The sequence below is a fragment of the Bradyrhizobium sp. RP6 genome (assembly GCF_003837805.1).
Taxonomy (GTDB): domain Bacteria; phylum Pseudomonadota; class Alphaproteobacteria; order Rhizobiales; family Xanthobacteraceae; genus Bradyrhizobium.
The window spans coordinates 18,473-37,985 of record NZ_RQIT01000021.1; the positions used below are offsets into that span (position 1 = coordinate 18,473).

Genomic DNA, 19,513 nt, shown 5'->3' on the forward strand with positions numbered 1-19,513 from the left:
CACGAAGCGCTTTAACTCGGAATGCTGAAATTCATGGGTGCAGCTAAGCAGGCCGTCCACGCCGACGCCGGGGGCGAGATAGACGTTTCGGTGGTCGAGCGTACTGCGGCAGCAGGACGGGCGACAGCGGAGCGAAAGATCCTGCCGATCGTGGAGGGCGTCGTGCTCGTCGCGGCGCTGCTCGCGCCGCTGGTGCTGCAGGACTATCTCACGGTGTTCGCGACGCGCGTGATCATCCTGGCGCTGTTCGCGCTGTCGTTCGATCTGGTCTGGGGCTATGCCGGCATCATGAGCTTCGGCCAGGCCCTGTTCTTCGGTTCGGCCGGCTACGGCGTCGCGCTGCTCGCGCGCGACCTCGACATCACCAACATCTTCCTCGTGCTGCCGGCGGGCACGCTGATCGGGCTCACCTTCGCGCTCCTGCTCGGCGGCTTTCTGCTGCTGGGACGGCATCCCTCCAGCGTGATCTTCGTGTCGCTGGGCACGCTCACCGGCTCCTACGCCGCCGATCGCCTCGCCCGCGGCTGGTATTATCTCGGCGGCCAGAACGGCATCCCCTCGATCGCGCCGATGTCGCTCGGCGGCTACGACTTCACGGAAGGACCGGCCTTTTATTATCTCGTGCTCGGCATCCTCGTCGTCGTCTACCTGCTCTGCCGCTTCCTGGTGCGCTCGCAGTTCGGCCTCGCGCTCGCCGGCCTGCGCGAGAACGAGCAGCGCATCGCCTTCTTCGGCTACAAGGCGCAGCATCTGAAAGCCATCATCTTCACCATCGGCGGCGCCATCGCAGGCCTCGCCGGCAGCCTCTATGCCTTCCACGAGGGCTTCGTCTGGCCCAACATGGTCGGCGTTGTGGTCTCGACCCAGGTCGTGCTCTACGTGTTGTTCGGCGGCTCCGGCACGTTGATCGGTGCCGTGATCGGCACCGTCATCGTCGAGGGCGTCAGCTTCTGGCTGTCGGACAATTATCGTGACATCTGGCCGATCATCCTGGGCCTCCTGCTGCTGCTCGTGATCCTGTTCCGGCCGCTCGGCCTGATCAGCTTCGTGCTCGGCGAGCGTGAGCGGGTCGGCAGCTTCGGTGCGAAGCCAAAGGAGAAGCGCAATGCCGCTCCTTGAGGCCGCCGGCATCAAGAAGGTCTTCGGCAAGCTCACGGCGCTCGATGGCGCGGCGCTCACCGTCGGCGAGAACGAGTTTCACGGCCTGATCGGCCCGAACGGCTCCGGCAAGAGCACGCTGATGAAGTGCATCGCTGGCGCCGAGGTGCCGACGCAGGGCAAGGTGAGCTTCGTCAACACCGACATCACCGCCTTCACCCCGACCGAGCGCGCCCGCGCCGGCATGAGCCTGAAATTCCAGATCACATCCGTGCTGCCGACGCTGACGCTCTACGACAACATCCTGCTCGCGCTGCAGGCGCAGTGCTCGCTGCTCGACCTCGTGTTCTCGCGCACGCGCGGGCTCCTGCACGATCAGGTCATGACCATGCTGACGCAGTTCCGCCTCGCCGACCGCGCCTTCGATGCGGCCGCGGCGCTGTCGCACGGCCAGCAGCAATGGCTGGAGATCGCGATGGCGCTCGCCGGCAAGCCCAAGCTGCTGCTGCTCGACGAGCCCACCGGCGGCATGAGCCTGGAGGAGCGTCGCGTCACCGGCGAATTGCTGCAGCCGATCAAGCAGCATTGCTCCCTCGTCATCGTCGAGCACGACCTCGATTTCATCCGCGACATCTGCGACCGTCTCACCGTGATCGACCAGGGCAAGGTGCTGGCGTCGGGCACGGTGTCCGAGATCCAGGCCAACAAATCCGTCCAGGAGATCTATCTGCGCCGTGCCTGAATTTTTGGACATCAAGCATCTCGACGCCGGCTATGGCCGCAGCCAGGTCCTGTTCGACGTCAGCCTCGGCATTCCCTGGCGCGGCGGCGTCGCCGTGCTCGGCCGCAACGGCGCCGGCAAGACCACGCTGATGAAGACCATCGTCGGCGAGCTGCCGGCCTGGAAGGGCGAGGTCGCCTTCGACGGCCGCGACATCAGCCGCCGCGCCACCCAGGAGCGCGTCCGCGCCGGCATCGGCTACGTGCCGCAGGAGCATTCCGTGTTCGCGCGCCTGTCGGTGCGCGACAATCTCGCGGTCGGCTCGCTCGCGAACAAGGATGCTTCAGCGGTCGACCGCGTGCTGACCATCTTCCCGAAGCTCGGCCAGCGGCTCGACCAGCCCGCCGGCACGCTCTCCGGCGGCGAGCGCAAGATGCTCGCGATCGGCCGTGCCATGCTGGGTGATCCGAAACTGCTGCTGCTGGACGAGCCGACCGAGGGCGTCTGGATCGGCGTGATCGAGGAGATCACCGAGCGCCTGATCGATCTCGCCAAGGAGATCGCCGTCATCATCGTCGAGCAGCACCTCGAACTCGCACTGCGCGTCGCCGACTACGCCTACGTGCTCGACCGCGGCAGGGTTGCGCTGCAAGGCGAGGCGGGCGAGGTGCGCAGCAATCCGGAGCTGATGCGGTATCTGGCGCCGTAGAATCGCGCTGTTCGCCTGTGGATGAGGCGCGACACTGTCACCTGCGATCAACTGTCATTCCCGCCTTCGCGGGGAATGACCGCGTCAGGCTGGGATGGGGTGGAGAACGTCTCCGCCTACTTCACAGCCCCAAAGCGGCTGTCGAACGAGTTCGACTGCACCACCGGTGCGGCGCCCATGATCTGCGTCGCTTCGCCCGCGCCGTCCGAGACCGACGGCTTCAGCGCCGGACGCGTCGCGGCAAGGCGCGTATCCGGCTTCGCCGGTTCGGCGGGCTTGGCGGCCACAGTCGGTTTCGGCGCATCCTTCGCACTGTCCTTGGACTTGTCATGCCCCGGCACGAAGCGGGTCACTGCGGCCTTGAGCCTCGATGCTGCCGTGGGCGGCGTCACGGACGTCTGGGCCGGCGCCACGGACGCTGTGGCCTGCGGCGGAGGCGTGGTCGCCGTGGTGTCGGCGGTGCCGAGGCCCATCTTGCGGCCGAGATTTGAGAAGAAGCCGCCTCCCGAGGATTTCTCTTGAGCCTTCTCCGCCGGCGCAGCCGCGGCGACGCGCGTGGTCGCGGGCGCGCTGACGGCGACAACCGGCTCTTCCTGCGTCGCTGGCGCGGATGCGACCGAGTCGAGATTCGGCTTGGGCGGATTGACGTGTCCGGGGATCGTGCCCGGCGCCTTCGCCATGGCCAGCATCTGCAGCGTGGTGCCTTCGGCGCTCTCGGAGAGGCCGGTCGAGCCTTCCGGAATCTTGGCGGCGAACACCTTGTTCATGCCGCCGTCGATGCCGGTGTTCATGCGCGCCACCGGCGTGCCCTTGGCGACGAGCCTGGCGTATTCGGTTTCGTCCTTGGCCTGCTTCCCGCGCACGGCCTCGGCGATCTCCTCGGGGATCACATAGGCCGGGCATTTCGCCGAGGCGTCGAACACCGGATCGCGCTTGGCGTCCGCCGGCTTCGCCGCGTCGAACACGTATTTCTTCTCGCAGAAATCGACCTTCGGCTCCTGCCGCGTCACCTCGAAATGATCATAGCCTTCCTTGATCATCTTCCAGAACGGCATGTTCGGATTGTTCCGGTGCCTCGCCATGTTCACCGGCGTCATCTTGAACGGATAGGCCTGCAGCTGGAACGCCTTCTGGCCGCCGAAGAAGGATTCGCGCCCGAGCGAATAGATCTCCGCGATCTGCTCGTCCGTCATCGCGTAGCAGCCGCGCGAGGAGCAATCGCCATGCACCATCAACTGCGAGCCGGTGCGCCCCAGCGCCTTGTCGAATGCGTTCGGATAGCCCGTGTTGAAGGAGAGGTAATAGGCCGATTGCGGATTCATCTGGCTCGGATTGATCGAGTAGAATCCCTCCGGCGCCTGGCGGTCGCCCTCGCGCACCTTGGGGCCGAGGTCGCCCGACCAGCGGCAGATCGGATAGGTCTTGAGCAGCGCGAACTTGCCCGAGCGGGTCTGCTTCCAGACCTCGAGCTCGGCCTCCTGCTTGAACAGGCGGACCAGGATCGGGGACTGCAGGTCCATGTCCTTCTCGGCCATCGCGGCGATCAGCTTCGGCGGCACCGGCTGGTTGGCCTTGGCGTTGGTTGCGAGCGAGATCTGGTCGCTGTTGCAGCCGGACAGCAGGACGCCGGCCGTCATCAGCGCAACCGAAGCCAAGAGTGCGCGAGCAAGCGAACGAGAAATCAAGATGGACCCCACACCGTGCCGGGCAGCGAGCGCGAACCCCAATTCTTCTGGAGCATGATCCGACCGGCAAACCGGACCCGTCATGACGGGCTTTTTCAGCTCACGCTCCAGCGCTTGTGCCCTGAAGCCATTGAGTAAAATTCTAACCTCTGGGTCATGTGGTCGCAACCCGAGCGGGGATCACGAGGGCGTTGGCCCAAAGCTGTGGTCAACAGAGACTTAAACTGGGCCGGAACTTGGACTACACGGCCAAACCGCCACTGAGATCGCCGATTTGGGCAAAAAAAGGGTTAATGCGGGGTTACTGGGGGCTTGCCGCGGGCGGTCTCGTGCCCCGGACGCAGCGCAGCACCTCTTGGCGGTGTGCTGCTGAGCCGGGTCCCATGCTGCGGGCGAGCTGTGCGGCCTCTTGGGTCCCCGGCTCTGCGCAGCAGCGTTCCACGCTGCAGCGCGTCCGGGACACGGCAACAAGCCCGAATCAGCCCAGTTTCCGGCCGATATCGAGGAATTTCTGCCGCCGCTGCTTGCGGATGGCCTCGGCGTCGAGGTCCCGGAGCTCGTCGAAGGCCTTGGCGATGGCTTCGCCGGTGGTGGCGATCATGGCGGCGGGGTCGCGATGGGCACCGCCGACCGGCTCCTTCAGGATCTGGTCGATCACCCCGAAGCGGAGCATGTCCTGGGCGGTGATCTTCATGTTGTTGGCGGCTTCCTGCGCCTTGGTGCCGTCGCGCCAGAGGATGGAGGACGCCGCCTCCGGCGAGATCACGCTGTAGATCGCGTGCTCCAGCATCAGGACCTTGTTGGCGGTGGTGATGGCGATGGCGCCGCCCGACATACCCTCGCCGGTGATGATCGCGACGTTCGGCACGGTCAGCGCCAGGCAGGCGTCGGTCGAGCGCGCGATCGCCTCGGCCTGGCCGCGCTCCTCGGCGCCGATGCCGGGATAGGCGCCCGCGGAATCGGCGAGCGACAGCACCGGCAGGCCGAAGCGCTCGGCCATCTCCATCAGCCGCACACATTTGCGATAGCCTTCCGGCCGCGCCATGCCGAAATTGTGCCGGATCCGGCTCTCGGTGGAATCGCCCTTTTCCTGGCCCATCACGCAAATCGGCTCGCCGCGGAAGCGGCCGAAGCCGGCGACCAGCGCCTCGTCCTCGCCGAACTTGCGGTCGCCGGCGAGCGGGGTGAATTCGGTGATCAGGCCCTTGATGAAGTCGTTGAAATGCGGCCGCTGCGGATGCCGCGCCACCAGCGTCTTCTGCCACGGCGTCAGGTTCTGATAGAGGTCGGCCAGCGCCTGCGCCGCCTTGTCCTCGATCCGTCCGATCTCGTCGCTGATGTCGGTGCCGGAGGCAGCGAGCGCCCGCAATTCATCGACCTTGGAGTCGAGCTCGGCGACGGGCTTTTCGAAGTCGAGATAGCTGCGCATCTGGTCTTGCATCAACTCAATATAGGGGGACGGGGCCTTGGAGCGAAGCGAGGTTAGGGTCGCGGAAAGAAGTGTAGCATCTTCAATGGTTTGGCTTGTGCGCTGTATGGCGCCAGCCAAATCAAGCGTGAGGCCCCGGCTCTTTCCGCGCAGATGTGGCGGAAGTCAAGGCGGTTTCATCATCGTCCCGGTCGACCTCGCGTGTCCCGGACGCGCTGCAGCGCCTTTAGCGCTGCTGCGCAGAGCGGGGACCCAGCATGCGGCAGGGCCCCGGATCAGCAGCGCCATAGCGCGTCGAAGACGCGCGCTAACGCGCTTATGTCACGCTGCGCTGCGTCCGGGGCACGAGATATCACTTCTCCGCCAGCGGGTGCAGGTCGCGCACCAGACTCTTCAGCCGCTCCTCGACCACATGGGTGTAGATCTGGGTCGTGGAGATGTCGGTGTGGCCGAGCAGGGTCTGCACGATGCGCAAATCGGCACCATTGTGCAGCAGGTGGCTGGCAAAGGCGTGGCGCAGCACGTGCGGCGAGACCAGCCGGGCCTGCAGGCCGGAGGCGACCGCGAGCTCCTTGAGGTCGCGGGCAAAATGCTGGCGCGTCAGATGTCCGCTCTCGCCAAAGGAGGGGAATAGCCATTTCGACGCGGCAACGCTGTTCTTCTTGTCGGCTTTTGCCGCTTCCGTCGCGGCAAGGTAATCCGCCATCGCCTGGCGCGAGGCCTCGTTGAGCGGCACCAGCCGTTCCTTGTTGCCCTTGCCGCGCACCACGATCATGCGGGCGTCGCGCTTCGCTGCCGAGCGCGGCAGCGCCACCAGCTCGGAAACGCGCAAGCCCGTGGCGTAGAGTACCTCGAGCAGGCAGTAGAGCCTTAAAGCGCGCAGCCGCTTCGAGGGCGAGGCATCTTCCGCCTCGCTCAACTCCTTGGCGCGGCGGAGCATGCGGTCGACGTCCGCGATCGACAGCACCTTCGGCAGGCCGCGGCCGCGCTTGGGGCCGGACAGGATCGCGGCCGGGTCGTCACCGCGGATGCGCTCGTTGAACAGGAAGCGGTAGAGGTGTCGCATCGCCGACAGCCTGCGGGCGACGCTGGTGGACTTGAAGCCGCGGGTGTCGAGATCGGCGAGATAGTCGCGCAGCGTTTGCGTCTCCGCATCCGCGAAACTGCGGCCGGCGCGACCCAGGAACTCCGAGAAATCGGTGAGGTCGCGGCGATAGGCGTCGAGCGTATTGGGGCCCGCGCCCTGTTCCGCCGCGAGCATGTCGAGGAACAGGCCGATGAGCTTGGCGTCTGAGGGCTTGGTGCGCATGCCCTGGAGGCTAGCTCCTATTTCTTGAGAAACTTATCCGGCGGGATCGTCACCGTCATTTCCCGCGGCTTGGGATTGACGAAATTCGCCAGTGCGAAGACCACGCCATAGACGATGCCGGCGATCACGGCGACGACCGTCAGGAAGCGGAACAGGCTGGGCATCGGCGAGATCTCGAAGAAGGGTCCAGACGGGCAAATTAACCAATGAAATCATCCAACATGTTCGCCGTTTCGTGGCAAGAGTCCTCTGGCGAGGGCTCCCATGGGGTCGTATAGGTGGCCAAAGCATGCCGCCCCCGGCGGCAGTTGGAGCGAGATCCAATCGAGCGAGACAATGTCCGACGCCGCGGTGCCAGCACAAGCGACCTCTGAGGCCGACATCCTGTCGGCGCTCGGCGCGCGCTCGATCGTGCTGGTCGGCATGATGGGAGTGGGCAAGTCCACCATTGGCCGGCGGTTGGCGGCGCGGCTTGGCCTGCGATTTGTCGATGCCGATGTCGAAATCGAGATGGCCCACGCCGGCATGACCATTCCGGAAATCTTTGCGACCCATGGCGAGCCCTATTTTCGCGACGGCGAGGCCCGGGTGATCGCGCGCCTGCTCGAGGGCGGGCCGATCGTGCTGGCGACCGGCGGCGGCGCCTTCATGCGCGAAGAGACGCGTGCGCGCATCGCGGCGAAAGCCATCTCGGTCTGGCTGAAGGCGGACCACGACGTCATCATGCGCCGCGTGCGCCGCCGTGCCGACCGTCCGTTGCTCCAGACCGCCGATCCCGAGGGAACCGTGACGCGCCTCCTCACCGAGCGCGAGCCGGTCTATGCGAATGCCGACCTCACCATCGCCTCGCGCGACGTGCCGCACGACAGAATCGTCGAGGAATGCATCGAGGCGCTGCACGCCCATCTCTGCGGCGGACAGGCCGCCCAACCATCTGCCGACGTTGCGAGTGCCATACGATGACTGCGCCGTTGAAACATTCCGATCCCGTCAAGGTGGATGTCGCGCTCGGCGACCGCGCCTATGACATCGTCATCGGCCGCGGCACGCTGTCTTCGCTTGGCGAACGGGTCGCAGCCTTGCGGCCCGGCGTACGTACGGCTGTCGTCACCGACCGCACCGTTGCAAAGTACTGGCTCGAGCCGGCCGAATCGTCGCTCGCAGCAAGCGGCATTCCGACCTCGCGCATCGTCGTCGAGGAAGGCGAGATCTCCAAGACCTATGCGGGCCTCGAAAAAGTCAGCGAAGCCCTGATCGCCGCCAGGATCGAGCGGAACGATCTCGTCATCGCACTCGGCGGCGGCGTGGTCGGCGATCTCGCCGGCTTTGCCGCGGCGATCCTGCGCCGTGGCGTCGATTTCGTGCAGGTGCCGACCTCGCTGCTGGCGCAGGTCGATTCATCCGTCGGCGGCAAGACCGGCATCAACTCGCCGCAGGGCAAGAACCTGTTAGGAGCCTTCCACCAGCCGGTGCTGGTCATTGCCGATACCGCCGTGCTCGACACGCTGTCGCCGCGCCAGTTCCGCGCCGGCTATGCCGAGGTCGCCAAATACGGCGTGCTCGGCGACGAGGCCTTCTTCACCTGGCTGGAGAAGAACCATTCCGACATCTTCAAGGGCGGCTCGGCGCGCGAGCACGCGATCGCGACCTCCTGCCGCGCCAAGGCGGGCGTCGTCTCGCGCGACGAGCGCGAGACCGGCGAGCGCGCGCTGCTCAATCTCGGGCACACTTTCGGTCATGCGCTGGAAGCGGCGACCGGCTTCTCCGACCGTCTGTTCCACGGCGAGGGCGTTGCGATCGGCATGACGCTGGCGGCGCAGTTCTCGGCCAGGCTCGGCATGATCGGCGAGCTGGACGCGGCGCGCGTCGAACGGCACCTGATTGAAGCCGGCCTGCCGACGCGCTTGCAGGACATCGCCGGTTTTGCGCAGGAAGGACTTGCCGATGCCGATGCGCTGATGGCGCTGATGGCGCAGGACAAGAAGGTCGCGCGCGGCAAGCTCACCTTCATCCTGCTCGAGGCCGTGGGACGCGCGGTGATCGCCAAGGACGTCGAGCCGGCGCTGGTGCGCGATTTCCTGCAGTCGAAACTGTCGCAGTGATGGCGGGACCGTTCAGGTCGGCCGCCCGCGAAACGGCGGGGAATGCCGAGGCGGTCGCGAGGCAAACATGAGTTCGATCTCGATCAATCTTCTGCTGGCGGTCCTCTTGCTCGCCGCCAACGCGTTTTATGTGGCTGCGGAATTTGCGCTGGTGAAGAGCCGCGGCTTTCGCGTCAAGGCCATGGTCGAGCAAAATCGCTTCGGCGCCCGCCTGCTGCAGACGATGATGGGCAATATCGAGTCCTATCTCGCCTGCTGCCAGCTCGGCATCACCATGGCTTCACTCGGTCTTGGCTGGATCGGTGAGCCGACCGTGTCTGCGCTGCTGAGTCCGATCCTCGCTCCGCTCGGATTGCCGGACGCCACGCTGCATTTCACCTCGTTCGTGGCGGGTTTCCTGGTTTTCTCCTCGCTGCACATCATCATCGGCGAGCAGGTGCCGAAAACGCTCGCGATCCGGGAGCCGATGCCGGTGTCGCAGTGGATCGTGTATCCGCTTCATGTCTCCTACCTGGTGTTCTATCCGCTGAGCTGGTGCCTCAACGCGGCCTCGAGCGCGATCCTGCGTCTGATCGGGGTCCAGGAGTTTTCGCAGCACGAAATCCTGACGGATTCCGAGATCGAGGGCCTGGTCGAGGAATCGGCCGTGCACGGCAAGATCGAGAGCGGCGAGGCCGAGTATATTCACAATGTCTTCCGCCTCGGCGAGCTGACGGTGTCCGACGTGATGGTTCATCGCACCGCCATGGTGATGATCAATGCCGACCTGCCGCCGGAGGAACTGGTGCGGGAGGTGCTGGCCACCGAATACACCCGCATTCCGCTGTGGCGCGACAAGTCGGAAAACATCATCGGCATTCTGCACGCCAAGGATCTGTTGCGGGCCATCCGCGCGGCGGAGGGCGATACCTCGCGCATCGACGTCACCACGATCATGCTGCCGCCCTGGTTCGTGCCGGAAATGCGGCCGATATCCCAGCAGCTCAAGGCGTTCCGCCGTCGCAAGACCCATTTCGCGCTCGTCGTCGACGAGTATGGCGAGGTTGAAGGCCTCGTGACGCTGGAAGACATTTTGGAGGAGATCGTCGGCGATATTTCCGACGAGCATGACGTGGTGGTCGCCGGCGTGCGCCGCCAGCCCGATGGCTCCGTCGTGGTCGACGGCTCGGTGCCGATCCGCGACCTGAACCGCGCCATGGACTGGCATCTGCCCGACGAAGAGGCAACCACGGTCGCCGGCCTCGTCATTCACGAGGCGCGCTCGATTCCCGACCGCGGCCAGAGCTTCACCTTCCATGGCTTCCGCTTCCGCGTCCTCCGCCGCGAGCGCAACCGCATCACCGCGCTCCGTATTTCACCGGTGCCACGCGAGGCCGAGCTGGAAGGGGCAAAGCCGAGAAGGGCAGGGAAATCGTTTTAGGGCTGCTGACGATGTCGATGCCGCGCTGCATCGCCCCGGAATGACGAGGCTAACCTTCCCCCGGCGCCTGCGCCTGGATTGCGAGCGCGTGCACGCCGCCGGAGAGTTCCGCGGCGAGCGCCGCATTTATCATGCGATGTCGGTCGATCCGGCTCTTCCCTTTGAAGGAAGCAGACACGATATAAACACGGAAGTGCGTCTCGCCGCCCGGCCGATGGCCGGCGTGCCCCTCATGCAGATGTGACTCGTCGACGACTTGCAGGCTTTCGGGCGTGAAAGCTTCCTGCAACCTGTTGCTGATAGTGTCTTTCATAGCCATGTGTGCCATTAAGGTGCGCGATCGCACCCCGTCAATACCCGGACGTCCAAGGTCATTGCGACCGGGTGCTCAGCGAATTGCAATGTCAAGACTTGAAGGTTTTTGCATTGCGTAGTCATAGTCAGCCATGCCGATCGATTCATCAAAGTTCTTCGACTCCATCCGCGTCAAGCCGCGTGGCAAGCAGCCGGAAGTGAAGCCGCGCGACACCGCGGTCGCCTGCGAGTGGGCGGGCTGCGCCAACAAGGGCTCGCACCGGGCGCCGAAGGGGCGCGAGAACCAGCGCGAGTATTGGCATTTCTGCCTGGACCACGTGCGCGAGTACAACCAGAACTACAATTTCTTCTCGGGCATGAACGCCGACGCCGTCGCGCGCTACCAGAAGGATGCGCTGACCGGCCACCGCCCGACCTGGAAGATGGGCGCCAATGGCGGCAAGAAGGGCGCGGAAGCCGAAATCGACATGGCGTCCGATCCGTTCAGCATGTTCAGCGAGATCAACGGCCGCGCGAGCTGGCGGAAGGGCCCGGACGCCCAGCCGAAGGCCGAGACGCGCAAGGTGATGAACGCCGAGCGCAAGGCGCTCCAGGTCATGGGCCTCGGCCCCAGCGCCACGCTCGCCGACGTCAAGACGAAATACAAGGCGCTGGTCAAGCAGCACCACCCCGACGCCAATGGCGGCGATCGCTCCACCGAAGATCGCCTGATCGAGATCATCAAGGCGTATAATTATCTGAAGACGGTGGTGCGGGAGGCGTAAGGCCTCCTTCGGCATTCCGTTTCTTTCCTTCTTCCCTTGCGGGAGAAGGTGGCGCGAAGCGCCGGATGAGGGCTCTCTCTCCGCGAATTCAAACTGCAAGAGATGAGGACGCGGAGACAACCCCTCACCCGTCTCGCTGCTGCGCCATAGCCGATGCGAAGCATCGGCGTTCTTGAGAACGGCGGCCGAAGGCCGCCTATGCCACCCGGAAGGGGAGAGGGCAGACGCGCAGCGTTCGCCTGACCTCCAGCAGAGACGTCACGCCTTCGGCATCGCCCCCACATACGACGAACTCGGCCGGATCAGCCGTCCCGTTCGCTGCTGCTCGCGCGCGTGTGCGGTCCACCCCGCGGCGCGTGCCACCGCGAAGATCGGCGTGAAGGCCTGCCTTGGAATCGCGAGCGCGTCGAGCAGGATCGCAGTGAAGAACTCCACATTCGTCTCCAGCGGCCGCTCCGGATTCTTCTTGCGCAGCGCTGCGCGGATATAGGCTTCGACCTCGCCGGCGAAGGGCAGGTCGGCGCCGTTGGAAGCCAGCGCCTCGATCGCGGTCTTCAAGACGTCGGCGCGCGGGTCGCGCACGCGATAGACGCGGTGACCGAAGCCCATCAGCCGCTCGCCGCGCGCCAGCGCCGCGTCGACCCACGGCTTGATCCGCTCGCGCGAGCCGATCGCATCCAGCATCTCCAGTACCGGCTCCGGTGCGCCGCCATGCAGGGGACCGGTGAGCGCGCAATAGCCTGCGGTCACGGCGGCGAACAGGTCGGCCTGCGTCGAGGCCACCACACGCGTCGTGAAGGTCGAGGCGTTCATGCCGTGGTCGCAAACCGTGACGAGATACGCATCGAGCGCGGTGACCTCGCGTGTTGCAGGCGCCCGCCCGTGCAGCATGCGCAGCGTGTCGGCGGCGTGGCTCACGCCGGGATCGGGCGCGACCGGCTCGAGCCCCCTGGCGCGGCGGACCAGTGCGCCTGCAATCACGACCAGTGCGCCTGCAATCACCGGAAACGCGCCGACGATGGTCGCTTCGTGTTCGAGCCCGTGCTCGGCGCGAAGTCCGGCAACGGCTGCGCGAAACCCGTCGACGATGCCCATGCCGCGTGTCGCCGGCAACAGCTCGTCCAGCCGCGTGAAGGCGCGCTCGCGCGCCGTGCCGAGGCTTGCCCGCACATTGGCTTCGCTGAGGTTGCTCTTGCTGGCGCCGTTCCAGAGCCGGGCGGTGACGTCCTCGAAGCTCGATTTGGCGGCGAGGCTGCCGACATGTTCGCCGGCGATGATCAGCTCGCCGCGCTCGCCGTCGACATGGCTCAGCACGGTTTCAGCCGCAGGGACGCCGTCCAATCCGATCTGGCTTTTGGTGAGGTGAATGTTCATGGCCTGTCTCCTTTCACGCCGGAAAGGTCGGGCCTCTCGACAGATTGATCAATCTTGATTACATAAATCAATATGAAAAATTCCGATGGGCTGTACCTCTCCGCCCGGGAAGCCGCCGCCGAGCTCGCGATCTCCCCGGCAACCCTCTACGCCTATGTCAGCCGCGGCCTGATCCGCTCCGAGCCGACACCGGATTCGCGCAAGAACCGCTATCGGGCCGAGGACGTGCGCGCGCTGAAGGAGCGCCGCGTGCCGGCACCGGAGCCGCGGGGCTTGCGCAGCTTCGATGCCGACCTGCCGGTGATGGACACGGAGATCTCGACCATCACCGAGGAGGGCGCGATCTATCGCGGCGTCAATTGCGTCGATCTCTCCGGGAGCGACACGCTGGAGCACACGGCGACGCTGCTCTGGGACGTCTCCGGCGTCGATCCGTTCGACCCGGACAACCAGCCGGAGATATCCGAGGAGATGCGCATGATCGCAGCGGCCGCGCGCCGGGCGGCGCCGATCGACCGCGCCATCGCCGTGCTGGCGCTGGCCGCGAGCGCCGATCCCCGCGCCTTCACCCGCGCGCCCGATGGCCGCGCGCTGGTCGGCGCGCGCATCGTCCGCCTGCTGGTCGCGACCATGCTCAACGCCGAGCCCGCGGCCGAGCCGTTGCACCAGCAGATCGCCAGGGCCTGGGCGGCGGACAACAAGCATGCGCCCGAGCTGATCCGCCGCGCGCTGGTTCTGCTCGCCGACCACGAGCTGAACGCCTCGACCTTCACCGCGCGCTGCGCGGCCTCGACCGGCCTCAATCTATACGACTCGGTCGTCGCCGGGCTCGCCGCGTTGAAGGGGCCGAAGCATGGCGGAGCCGGCGTGCTGGCCTCGCAGCTCGTGAAAACGCTGGTTGACCGCGACGTGGAGCCGATGGTGCGCGAGCGCGTCGCGCTCGGCGAGCGCTTTGCCGGCTTCGGTCACGGCGTCTACAAGCGCGGCGATCCCCGCGCGCAGTCGCTGCTGAACGCGCTGTCGCGCGCCGGCGCGCCGCGAAAATTCACCCGCGAGGTGCCGGAACGTATCGCGGAAGCAACCGGCGAGTTCGTCAACATCGACTATGCCCTCGCCGTGCTCGTGCACGCCCTGCGCCTGCCCGCGGGCAGCGAGCTCGCTTTGTTCGCCATGGCCCGCAGCGTCGGCTGGATCGCGCATGCCAGCGAGCAATTGCAGTTCGGCAAGCTGATCCGGCCGCGGGCAAGGTATGTCGGGCCTGCGCCGGGACGGCGGATGGGAGCTGCTGGTTAGAAGCTCGGCTGCCGCGTCGCTCTCTGCTGTCGTCCCAGCGAACGCGGGGATTCATACCGCGTGATCCATCGATGGCGATCGACAGGAGTATCGAACGACTAACCTTCGCCAAACCACTCCCTGTGGTTATGGATCCCTGCGTTCGAAGGGACGATGCCTTTGGCGTAGCAGCACCCTACTCCCCCGGCTTGGCCACGGCGGCAGAGCCGTGCCGCCGGCGGCGGTAGATCCACAACGCCACACCCCCCGCGATCGCAACCCCAACCACGGTCAAGATCCAGATGTGCTTGCCGACATGCTCATGATGATGCAGCCCGGCATATTCGTGCAGGGCCGACACCGCCAGCACGCCGGGCAGCACATGCGCGGGCGCCCAGGCCAGGATCGCCGGGATGTTCACCGCGTAGAATTTCGCCGGCGCCATGCCGAGCGCGCCGGCGGTCACCGGGACGAAAGCGCGGACCGGCGGCACGAAGCGGGCGAAGAACACGGCCCAGGTGCCGAAGCGGTTAAAGAAGCTCTCGCTCTCGGCGACCACGCGCGGATAGTTGGTCAGCGGCCAGGTGCTGAGGATCTCGCGCTGCCGCCGGTGCCCGATCCAGTAGGCCGACCCGTCGCCGAGCACGGCGCCGAGCGCGGCCGCCGCCAACACCCATGGCAGCTGCAGTTCGCCGCCCGGGACCAGGGCGCTCAGTGCCAGGATGATGGTCGAACCGGGAATCACCGATCCCACCACCGGAACGGCTTCGAGCAGCGCCGCCAGGAAAAGGACCAGATAGCCCAGCCATGCATGGGCCGAGACGAAGGAGATGAGAGGGTCGAGGAAGGACGTCACGTCGTCTCTGTGGCGGGCTGGAGCGTTTGGAGTTCGGACCCTACCTAAGTAAGCACGTGCGGCAAACCTGCCATTTGGGCAGGCAGAGGCGTTGCCCCGCCCGAAATTCGAGCGGGATTCGCAAGGCAGCCCTCCAAAAACTGCGTTCCTTGCCTATCTAAATGAAAAGACGACGGAACTTTGATTGGAGGTCGGGCTTCTGCCGGCCCCGTGTCTCTGATAGGTTGCTTTCCAGCACCCAGCCGCAGCCAACGTGCGAATAACCGGTTTCGGGACCGCCCGGGACCTCGGAGGATTGATGACGACCGCCGCCCTGTCCAAAGTTGAGGAAGTTTCCGGTCTGCCCGACATGAAAGTGTCGGTTCGCCAGGTGTTCGGGATCGATAGCGATCTCGAAGTGCCGGCCTATTCCGAAGTCGATCCTCATGTGCCCGAAGTCGATTCCGACTACCGCTTCGACCGCGCCACCACGCTTGCCATTCTCGCCGGCTTCGCCCGCAACCGCCGTGTGATGGTGACCGGCTATCACGGCACCGGCAAATCCACCCATATCGAGCAGGTCGCCGCCCGCCTGAACTGGCCCTGCGTGCGCGTCAACCTCGACAGCCACATCAGCCGTATCGACCTCGTCGGCAAGGACTCGATCGTGGTCCGCGACGGCAAGCAGGTCACCGAATTCCGCGACGGCATCCTGCCCTGGGCGCTCCAGCACAACGTCGCGCTGGTGTTCGACGAATACGACGCCGGCCGCCCGGACGTGATGTTCGTGATCCAGCGCGTGCTGGAAGTCTCGGGACGCCTGACGCTGCTGGACCAGAACAAGGTGATCAAGCCGCACCCGGCGTTCCGCCTGTTCGCGACCGCCAACACCGTCGGCCTCGGCGACACTTCGGGCCTCTATCACGGCACCCAGCAGATCAACCAGGGCCAGATGGACCGCTGGTCCATCGTCACCACGCTGAACTATCTCAGCCACGACGAGGAAGTGGAGATCGTGCTGGCCAAGGCCAAGCACTATCGCACCCAGGAGGGCCGCGACATCGTCAACAAGATGGTCCGCCTCGCCGACCTGACCCGCAACGCCTTCGCCAACGGCGATCTGTCGACGGTGATGAGCCCACGCACGGTGATCACCTGGGCGGAAAACGCCGACATCTTCGGCGATATCGGTTTTGCTTTCCGGGTCACCTTCCTCAACAAATGCGACGAGCTCGAACGTCCGCTGGTCGCCGAGTTCTATCAGCGCTGCTTCAACGCGGAGCTGCCGGAATCGGCGGTGAACGTGGCGCTGAGCTGACGCAACCACGATGTCGTCCCGGACCAGCGAGCGCCGATCCGGGACCCATAACCCCAGGCCCGCGTTGCGGCGCGAGCTGTCAGTTCCCGCCCTTCGTCAAACGACGTCCTGTGGTTATGGGTCCCCGCCTTCGCGGGGACGACGGTGAGATCGAGATGAGCACCACCTCCAACTCCAAATTCCGTAGCAACAAGGAAGCGCCGACCGAGCCGTTCAAGCGCTCGGTCGCCTCCTGCCTCAAGGCGATCGCCAAGACGCCGGAGCTCGACGTCAGCTTCGCGGCCGAGCGGCCCGGGCTTGCGCCGGGCAAGGCGCGGCTGCCCGAGCCGGCGCGCAAGATGACCAAGCGCGATGCCGCGGTCGTGCGCGGCCACGCTGATTCCATCGCGCTCAAGCTCGCCTGTCACGATCCCAAGGTTCATCGCAAGCTGATGCCCGGCAATCCGCAGGCGCGCGGCGTGTTCGAGGCGGTGGAGCAGGCGCGCGTCGAGGCGATCGGTGCGCGCCGCATGGCGGGCGTTGCCAAGAACCTTACCGCGATGCTCGACGACCACTTCCATCGCGGCAAGTTCGACGAGATCACCGACCGCGCCGATGCGCCGCTCGCCGATGCGCTGGCGATGCTGGTGCGCGAGCGCCTGACCGGCCTCGCGCCGCCGGCGGCGGCGAAGAAAATGGTCGATCTCTGGCGGCCGATCCTCGAAGACAAGATCGGCAAGCGGCTCGACCGGCTCGACGGCGTGGTCGAGGACCAGACCAGGTTCGGCGATGCCGTGCACGATCTGTTGTCGGCGCTCGAGCTCGGCGACGAGCGCAACGCCGACAGCGAAGACAATGACGAGAACGACGAGAACCGGGACGGCGACAACGACCAGTCCGGCGCCGAAGGCTCGCCCGATTCCGACGCCGCGCAGGAAATGAGCGCCGACCAGGCGCAGGCGAGCTCGGAGGAGATGAGCGAGAGCGCGATGGAAAGCGCGCAGGCCTCGACCTCGGATACGTTCGAGGACGGCGAGCTCGGCGACGACGAAACGCCCGGCGAGGCGACGCGTCCGAACGCGCACGGCAAGAACGAGCCGCGCGGGCCGGAATATCACGCCTTCGCGCCCAAGTTCGACGAGGTGATCGCGGCCGAGGACCTCTGCGACCATGACGAGCTGGAGCGCCTGCGCGCCTATCTCGACAAGCAGCTCGCGCATCTGCAAGGCATCGTCGCCCGCCTCGCCAACCGGCTGCAGCGCAAGCTGATGGCGCAGCAGAACCGCGCCTGGGAGTTCGACCTCGAAGAGGGCATCCTCGATCCCGCGCGGCTGTCGCGCGTCGTCACCGATCCCTATCACCCGCTGTCCTTCATGCACGAGAAGGAGGCGACGTTCCGCGACACCGTCGTGACGCTGCTGCTCGACAATTCCGGCTCGATGCGCGGACGCCCGATCACGGTCGCGGCGACCTGCGCCGACATTCTCGCGCGCACGCTGGAGCGTTGCGGCGTCAAGGTCGAGATTTTGGGATTTACCACGCGTGCCTGGAAAGGTGGCCAGTCCCGCGAGGCGTGGCTTGCTGCCGGCAAGCCGGCCAATCCCGGCCGCCTCAACGATCTCCGTCACATCATCTACAAGTCGGCGGATGCCCCGTGGCGGCGCGCGCGAAAGAACCTCGGCCTGATGATGCGCGAGGGGCTCCTGAAGGAGAACATCGACGGCGAGGCGCTGGACTGGGCGCACAAGCGCCTGCTCGGCCGGCCCGAGCAGCGCAAGATCCTGATGATGATCTCGGACGGCGCGCCGGTCGACGATTCCACGCTGTCGGTCAATCCCGGCAACTATCTCGAGCGGCACCTGCGCCATATCATCGAGGAGATCGAGACCCGCTCGCCCGTCGAGCTGATCGCGATCGGCATCGGCCATGACGTGACGCGCTACTATCGCCGCGCGGTGACGATCGTGGACGCCGAGGAGCTCGGCGGCGCCATCACCGAGAAGCTCGCCGAACTCTTCAGCGAGACCAACACGGCGCCTACGCAAGCACCCGGTCGCCCGCGACGCAAATTGCATTCGTGAGCACGCGTTCATCCCGCCGCAGCTTTCTCAGGCACGCAGCGGCGGGATTCTCCACTCTCGCAGTCTCTCCTCTCGCGCGGGCGCAAGGCGTGGCCGAACCGCCTCCGCGCGCGCTCCAGGTCGAGCACGCCGTCGCCGCGCCCGTCAGCGTCGAGGTCAACGCGCGCAGCATTCCCAATTTCGAGCGGCGCGACCGTTCGCGCACGCGCTTCGGTTCGCTGGAATATCGCAGCGGCATGGTGCTGACCTCGCCCTATCGCGGCTTCGGCGGCTTGTCGGGCCTCCGCTTCCTCGACGGCAAGGGCGAGCGCTTCCTCGCGATCTCCGACCAGGGTGGCTGGTTCACCGGCGCCATCCGCTATTCCGGCCGCGAGATGACGGGCCTTTCGGACGTCGAGGCTGCGCCGCTGCTCGGCGCCGAGGGGCGGCCGATCACGGAGAAGCGCCTCTGGTGGGATTCGGAATCGCTCGCGCGCGACGGCAACCTCGTCTATGTCGGGCTCGAGCGCGTCAACCAGATCCTGCGCTACGATTTTGCCAAGGGCGGCACGCGCGCCCGCGGCGAGGTGATCGGCGTGCCGCCGGCCTTGCGCAAGCTGCCCTACAACAAGGGGCTCGAGGCGATGGTCGTCGTGCCCAAGGGCAAAGACCAGAACATGCCGCTCGCGGGCACCCTGATCGCCTTCTCCGAGCGCGGCCTGGATGCCAACGGCAACCTCGTCGCCTTCCTGATCGGCGGCCCCACGCCCGGCCAGTTCAGCGTGCGGCGCACCGAGACCTACGACATCAGCGATGCCGTGCTGCTGCCCTCCGGCGAGCTGCTCATCCTCGAACGCAAATTCTCCTGGTTCACCGGCGTCAACATCCGCATCCGCTCGATCCCGCTGAAGTCGATCGCGCCCGGTGCGCTGGTCGATGGTCCTGCGCTGTTCGCCGCCGATCTCGGCCACGAGATCGACAACATGGAAGGCATCGACGCCCACGTCACGAGCGAAGGCGAGACGGTGCTGACCCTCGTCTCCGACGACAATTTCTCGATGCTCCAGCGCACCTTGCTGCTGCAATTCACGCTGGCGGAGTAGGGCCGCTGTCGTCTCTGCAA

At 66.0% G+C, this 19,513-nt stretch carries 18 protein-coding genes; 11 read left to right on the forward strand and 7 right to left on the reverse strand.

Translation table 11 applies throughout. The annotated features are described in order from the left end of the window. Positions 1-21 precede the first annotated feature (21 nt). From EHH60_RS28650 to EHH60_RS28660, 3 genes are read left to right on the forward strand one after another with little or no spacing between them, the layout of a single operon-like run. Positions 22-1,119, forward strand: coding sequence for a branched-chain amino acid ABC transporter permease (locus EHH60_RS28650; protein WP_124162733.1), 1,098 nt, complete (start codon positions 22-24; stop codon positions 1,117-1,119). Beyond that, entirely contained in the window at positions 1,106-1,840 is a 735-nt protein-coding gene (locus EHH60_RS28655) for an ABC transporter ATP-binding protein (protein ID WP_124162734.1), read from the forward strand. Before EHH60_RS28650 ends, EHH60_RS28655 begins: the two co-directional genes overlap by 14 nt. After that, positions 1,833-2,528, forward strand: a complete 696-nt coding sequence (locus tag EHH60_RS28660) for a branched-chain amino acid ABC transporter ATP-binding protein (RefSeq protein ID WP_124162735.1) — start codon at positions 1,833-1,835, stop codon at positions 2,526-2,528. The genes EHH60_RS28655 and EHH60_RS28660 overlap by 8 nt, the downstream gene beginning before the upstream one ends. 116 nt (positions 2,529-2,644) lie before the next feature. On the opposite strand, the gene EHH60_RS28665 is transcribed toward EHH60_RS28660, so the two are convergent. The 4 genes from EHH60_RS28665 to EHH60_RS28680 all read right to left on the reverse strand — a co-directional run bounded on the left by EHH60_RS28665 (position 2,645) and on the right by EHH60_RS28680 (position 7,115). Continuing rightward, positions 2,645-4,165 (reverse strand): L,D-transpeptidase family protein, encoded by a 1,521-nt coding sequence (locus EHH60_RS28665; RefSeq protein ID WP_245454612.1) that lies wholly within the window; start codon positions 4,163-4,165, stop codon positions 2,645-2,647. 526 nt (positions 4,166-4,691) lie between these two features. Then, positions 4,692-5,654, reverse strand: coding sequence for an acetyl-CoA carboxylase carboxyltransferase subunit alpha (locus tag EHH60_RS28670; protein WP_124162736.1), 963 nt, complete (start codon positions 5,652-5,654; stop codon positions 4,692-4,694). A 340-nt stretch (positions 5,655-5,994) separates the two neighbouring features. Further along, positions 5,995-6,951 carry a site-specific tyrosine recombinase XerD gene (gene xerD, locus EHH60_RS28675; protein WP_124162737.1) on the reverse strand — a complete coding sequence of 319 codons (957 nt, stop codon included), beginning with the start codon at positions 6,949-6,951 and terminating at the stop codon, positions 5,995-5,997. A 17-nt stretch (positions 6,952-6,968) separates the two neighbouring features. After that, the gene (locus tag EHH60_RS28680; RefSeq protein ID WP_035669499.1) at positions 6,969-7,115 is read right to left on the reverse strand and encodes a hypothetical protein; all 147 of its coding nucleotides are present in this window, start codon (positions 7,113-7,115) and stop codon (positions 6,969-6,971) included. Between the two features lie 172 nt (positions 7,116-7,287). Between EHH60_RS28680 and EHH60_RS28685 the strand changes: the two genes are divergently transcribed. From EHH60_RS28685 to EHH60_RS28695, 3 genes are all read left to right on the forward strand, one after another. After that, entirely contained in the window at positions 7,288-7,914 is a 627-nt protein-coding gene (locus EHH60_RS28685) for a shikimate kinase (protein ID WP_124162738.1), read from the forward strand. Further along, positions 7,911-9,053: a 3-dehydroquinate synthase gene (aroB, locus tag EHH60_RS28690; RefSeq protein WP_124162739.1), complete on the forward strand. Its 1,143-nt coding sequence runs from the start codon at positions 7,911-7,913 to the stop codon at positions 9,051-9,053. The genes EHH60_RS28685 and aroB overlap by 4 nt, the downstream gene beginning before the upstream one ends. Before the next feature lie 67 nt (positions 9,054-9,120). Beyond that, positions 9,121-10,473, forward strand: a complete 1,353-nt coding sequence (locus EHH60_RS28695) for a hemolysin family protein (protein ID WP_124162740.1) — start codon at positions 9,121-9,123, stop codon at positions 10,471-10,473. 49 nt (positions 10,474-10,522) lie between these two features. Here the strand turns inward: EHH60_RS28695 and EHH60_RS28700 are convergent, their stop codons facing one another. Continuing rightward, positions 10,523-10,792 (reverse strand): BolA family protein, encoded by a 270-nt coding sequence (locus EHH60_RS28700; RefSeq protein ID WP_124162741.1) that lies wholly within the window; start codon positions 10,790-10,792, stop codon positions 10,523-10,525. 127 nt (positions 10,793-10,919) lie between these two features. Between EHH60_RS28700 and EHH60_RS28705 the strand changes: the two genes are divergently transcribed. After that, positions 10,920-11,552 (forward strand): J domain-containing protein, encoded by a 633-nt coding sequence (locus tag EHH60_RS28705; RefSeq protein ID WP_124162742.1) that lies wholly within the window; start codon positions 10,920-10,922, stop codon positions 11,550-11,552. A 258-nt stretch (positions 11,553-11,810) separates the two neighbouring features. Here EHH60_RS28705 and EHH60_RS28710 read toward each other — a convergent pair whose 3' ends face one another. Then, positions 11,811-12,926, reverse strand: a complete 1,116-nt coding sequence (locus EHH60_RS28710; RefSeq protein WP_124162743.1) for a citrate synthase/methylcitrate synthase — start codon at positions 12,924-12,926, stop codon at positions 11,811-11,813. A gap of 72 nt (positions 12,927-12,998) precedes the next feature. Here EHH60_RS28710 and EHH60_RS28715 point away from each other — a divergent pair, with 72 nt between their 5' ends. Further along, positions 12,999-14,219, forward strand: coding sequence for a citrate/2-methylcitrate synthase (locus tag EHH60_RS28715; protein WP_124162744.1), 1,221 nt, complete (start codon positions 12,999-13,001; stop codon positions 14,217-14,219). Between the two features lie 175 nt (positions 14,220-14,394). On the opposite strand, the gene EHH60_RS28720 is transcribed toward EHH60_RS28715, so the two are convergent. After that, positions 14,395-15,054, reverse strand: coding sequence for a DedA family protein (locus EHH60_RS28720; RefSeq protein ID WP_124162745.1), 660 nt, complete (start codon positions 15,052-15,054; stop codon positions 14,395-14,397). A 298-nt stretch (positions 15,055-15,352) separates the two neighbouring features. On the opposite strand from EHH60_RS28720, the gene cobS reads away from it, so the two are divergent. The 3 genes from cobS (at position 15,353) to EHH60_RS28735 (ending at position 19,493) form a co-directional block, all read left to right on the forward strand. Next, entirely contained in the window at positions 15,353-16,351 is a 999-nt protein-coding gene (cobS, locus tag EHH60_RS28725; RefSeq protein ID WP_057196971.1) for a cobaltochelatase subunit CobS, read from the forward strand. A 155-nt stretch (positions 16,352-16,506) separates the two neighbouring features. Then, the gene (gene cobT / locus EHH60_RS28730) at positions 16,507-18,411 is read left to right on the forward strand and encodes a cobaltochelatase subunit CobT (RefSeq protein WP_124162746.1); all 1,905 of its coding nucleotides are present in this window, start codon (positions 16,507-16,509) and stop codon (positions 18,409-18,411) included. After that, a complete protein-coding gene (locus tag EHH60_RS28735; RefSeq protein WP_124162747.1) occupies positions 18,408-19,493 on the forward strand; it encodes an esterase-like activity of phytase family protein in 1,086 nt (361 codons plus the stop codon). The genes cobT and EHH60_RS28735 overlap by 4 nt, the downstream gene beginning before the upstream one ends. The last annotated feature ends 20 nt before the right edge of the window (positions 19,494-19,513 follow it).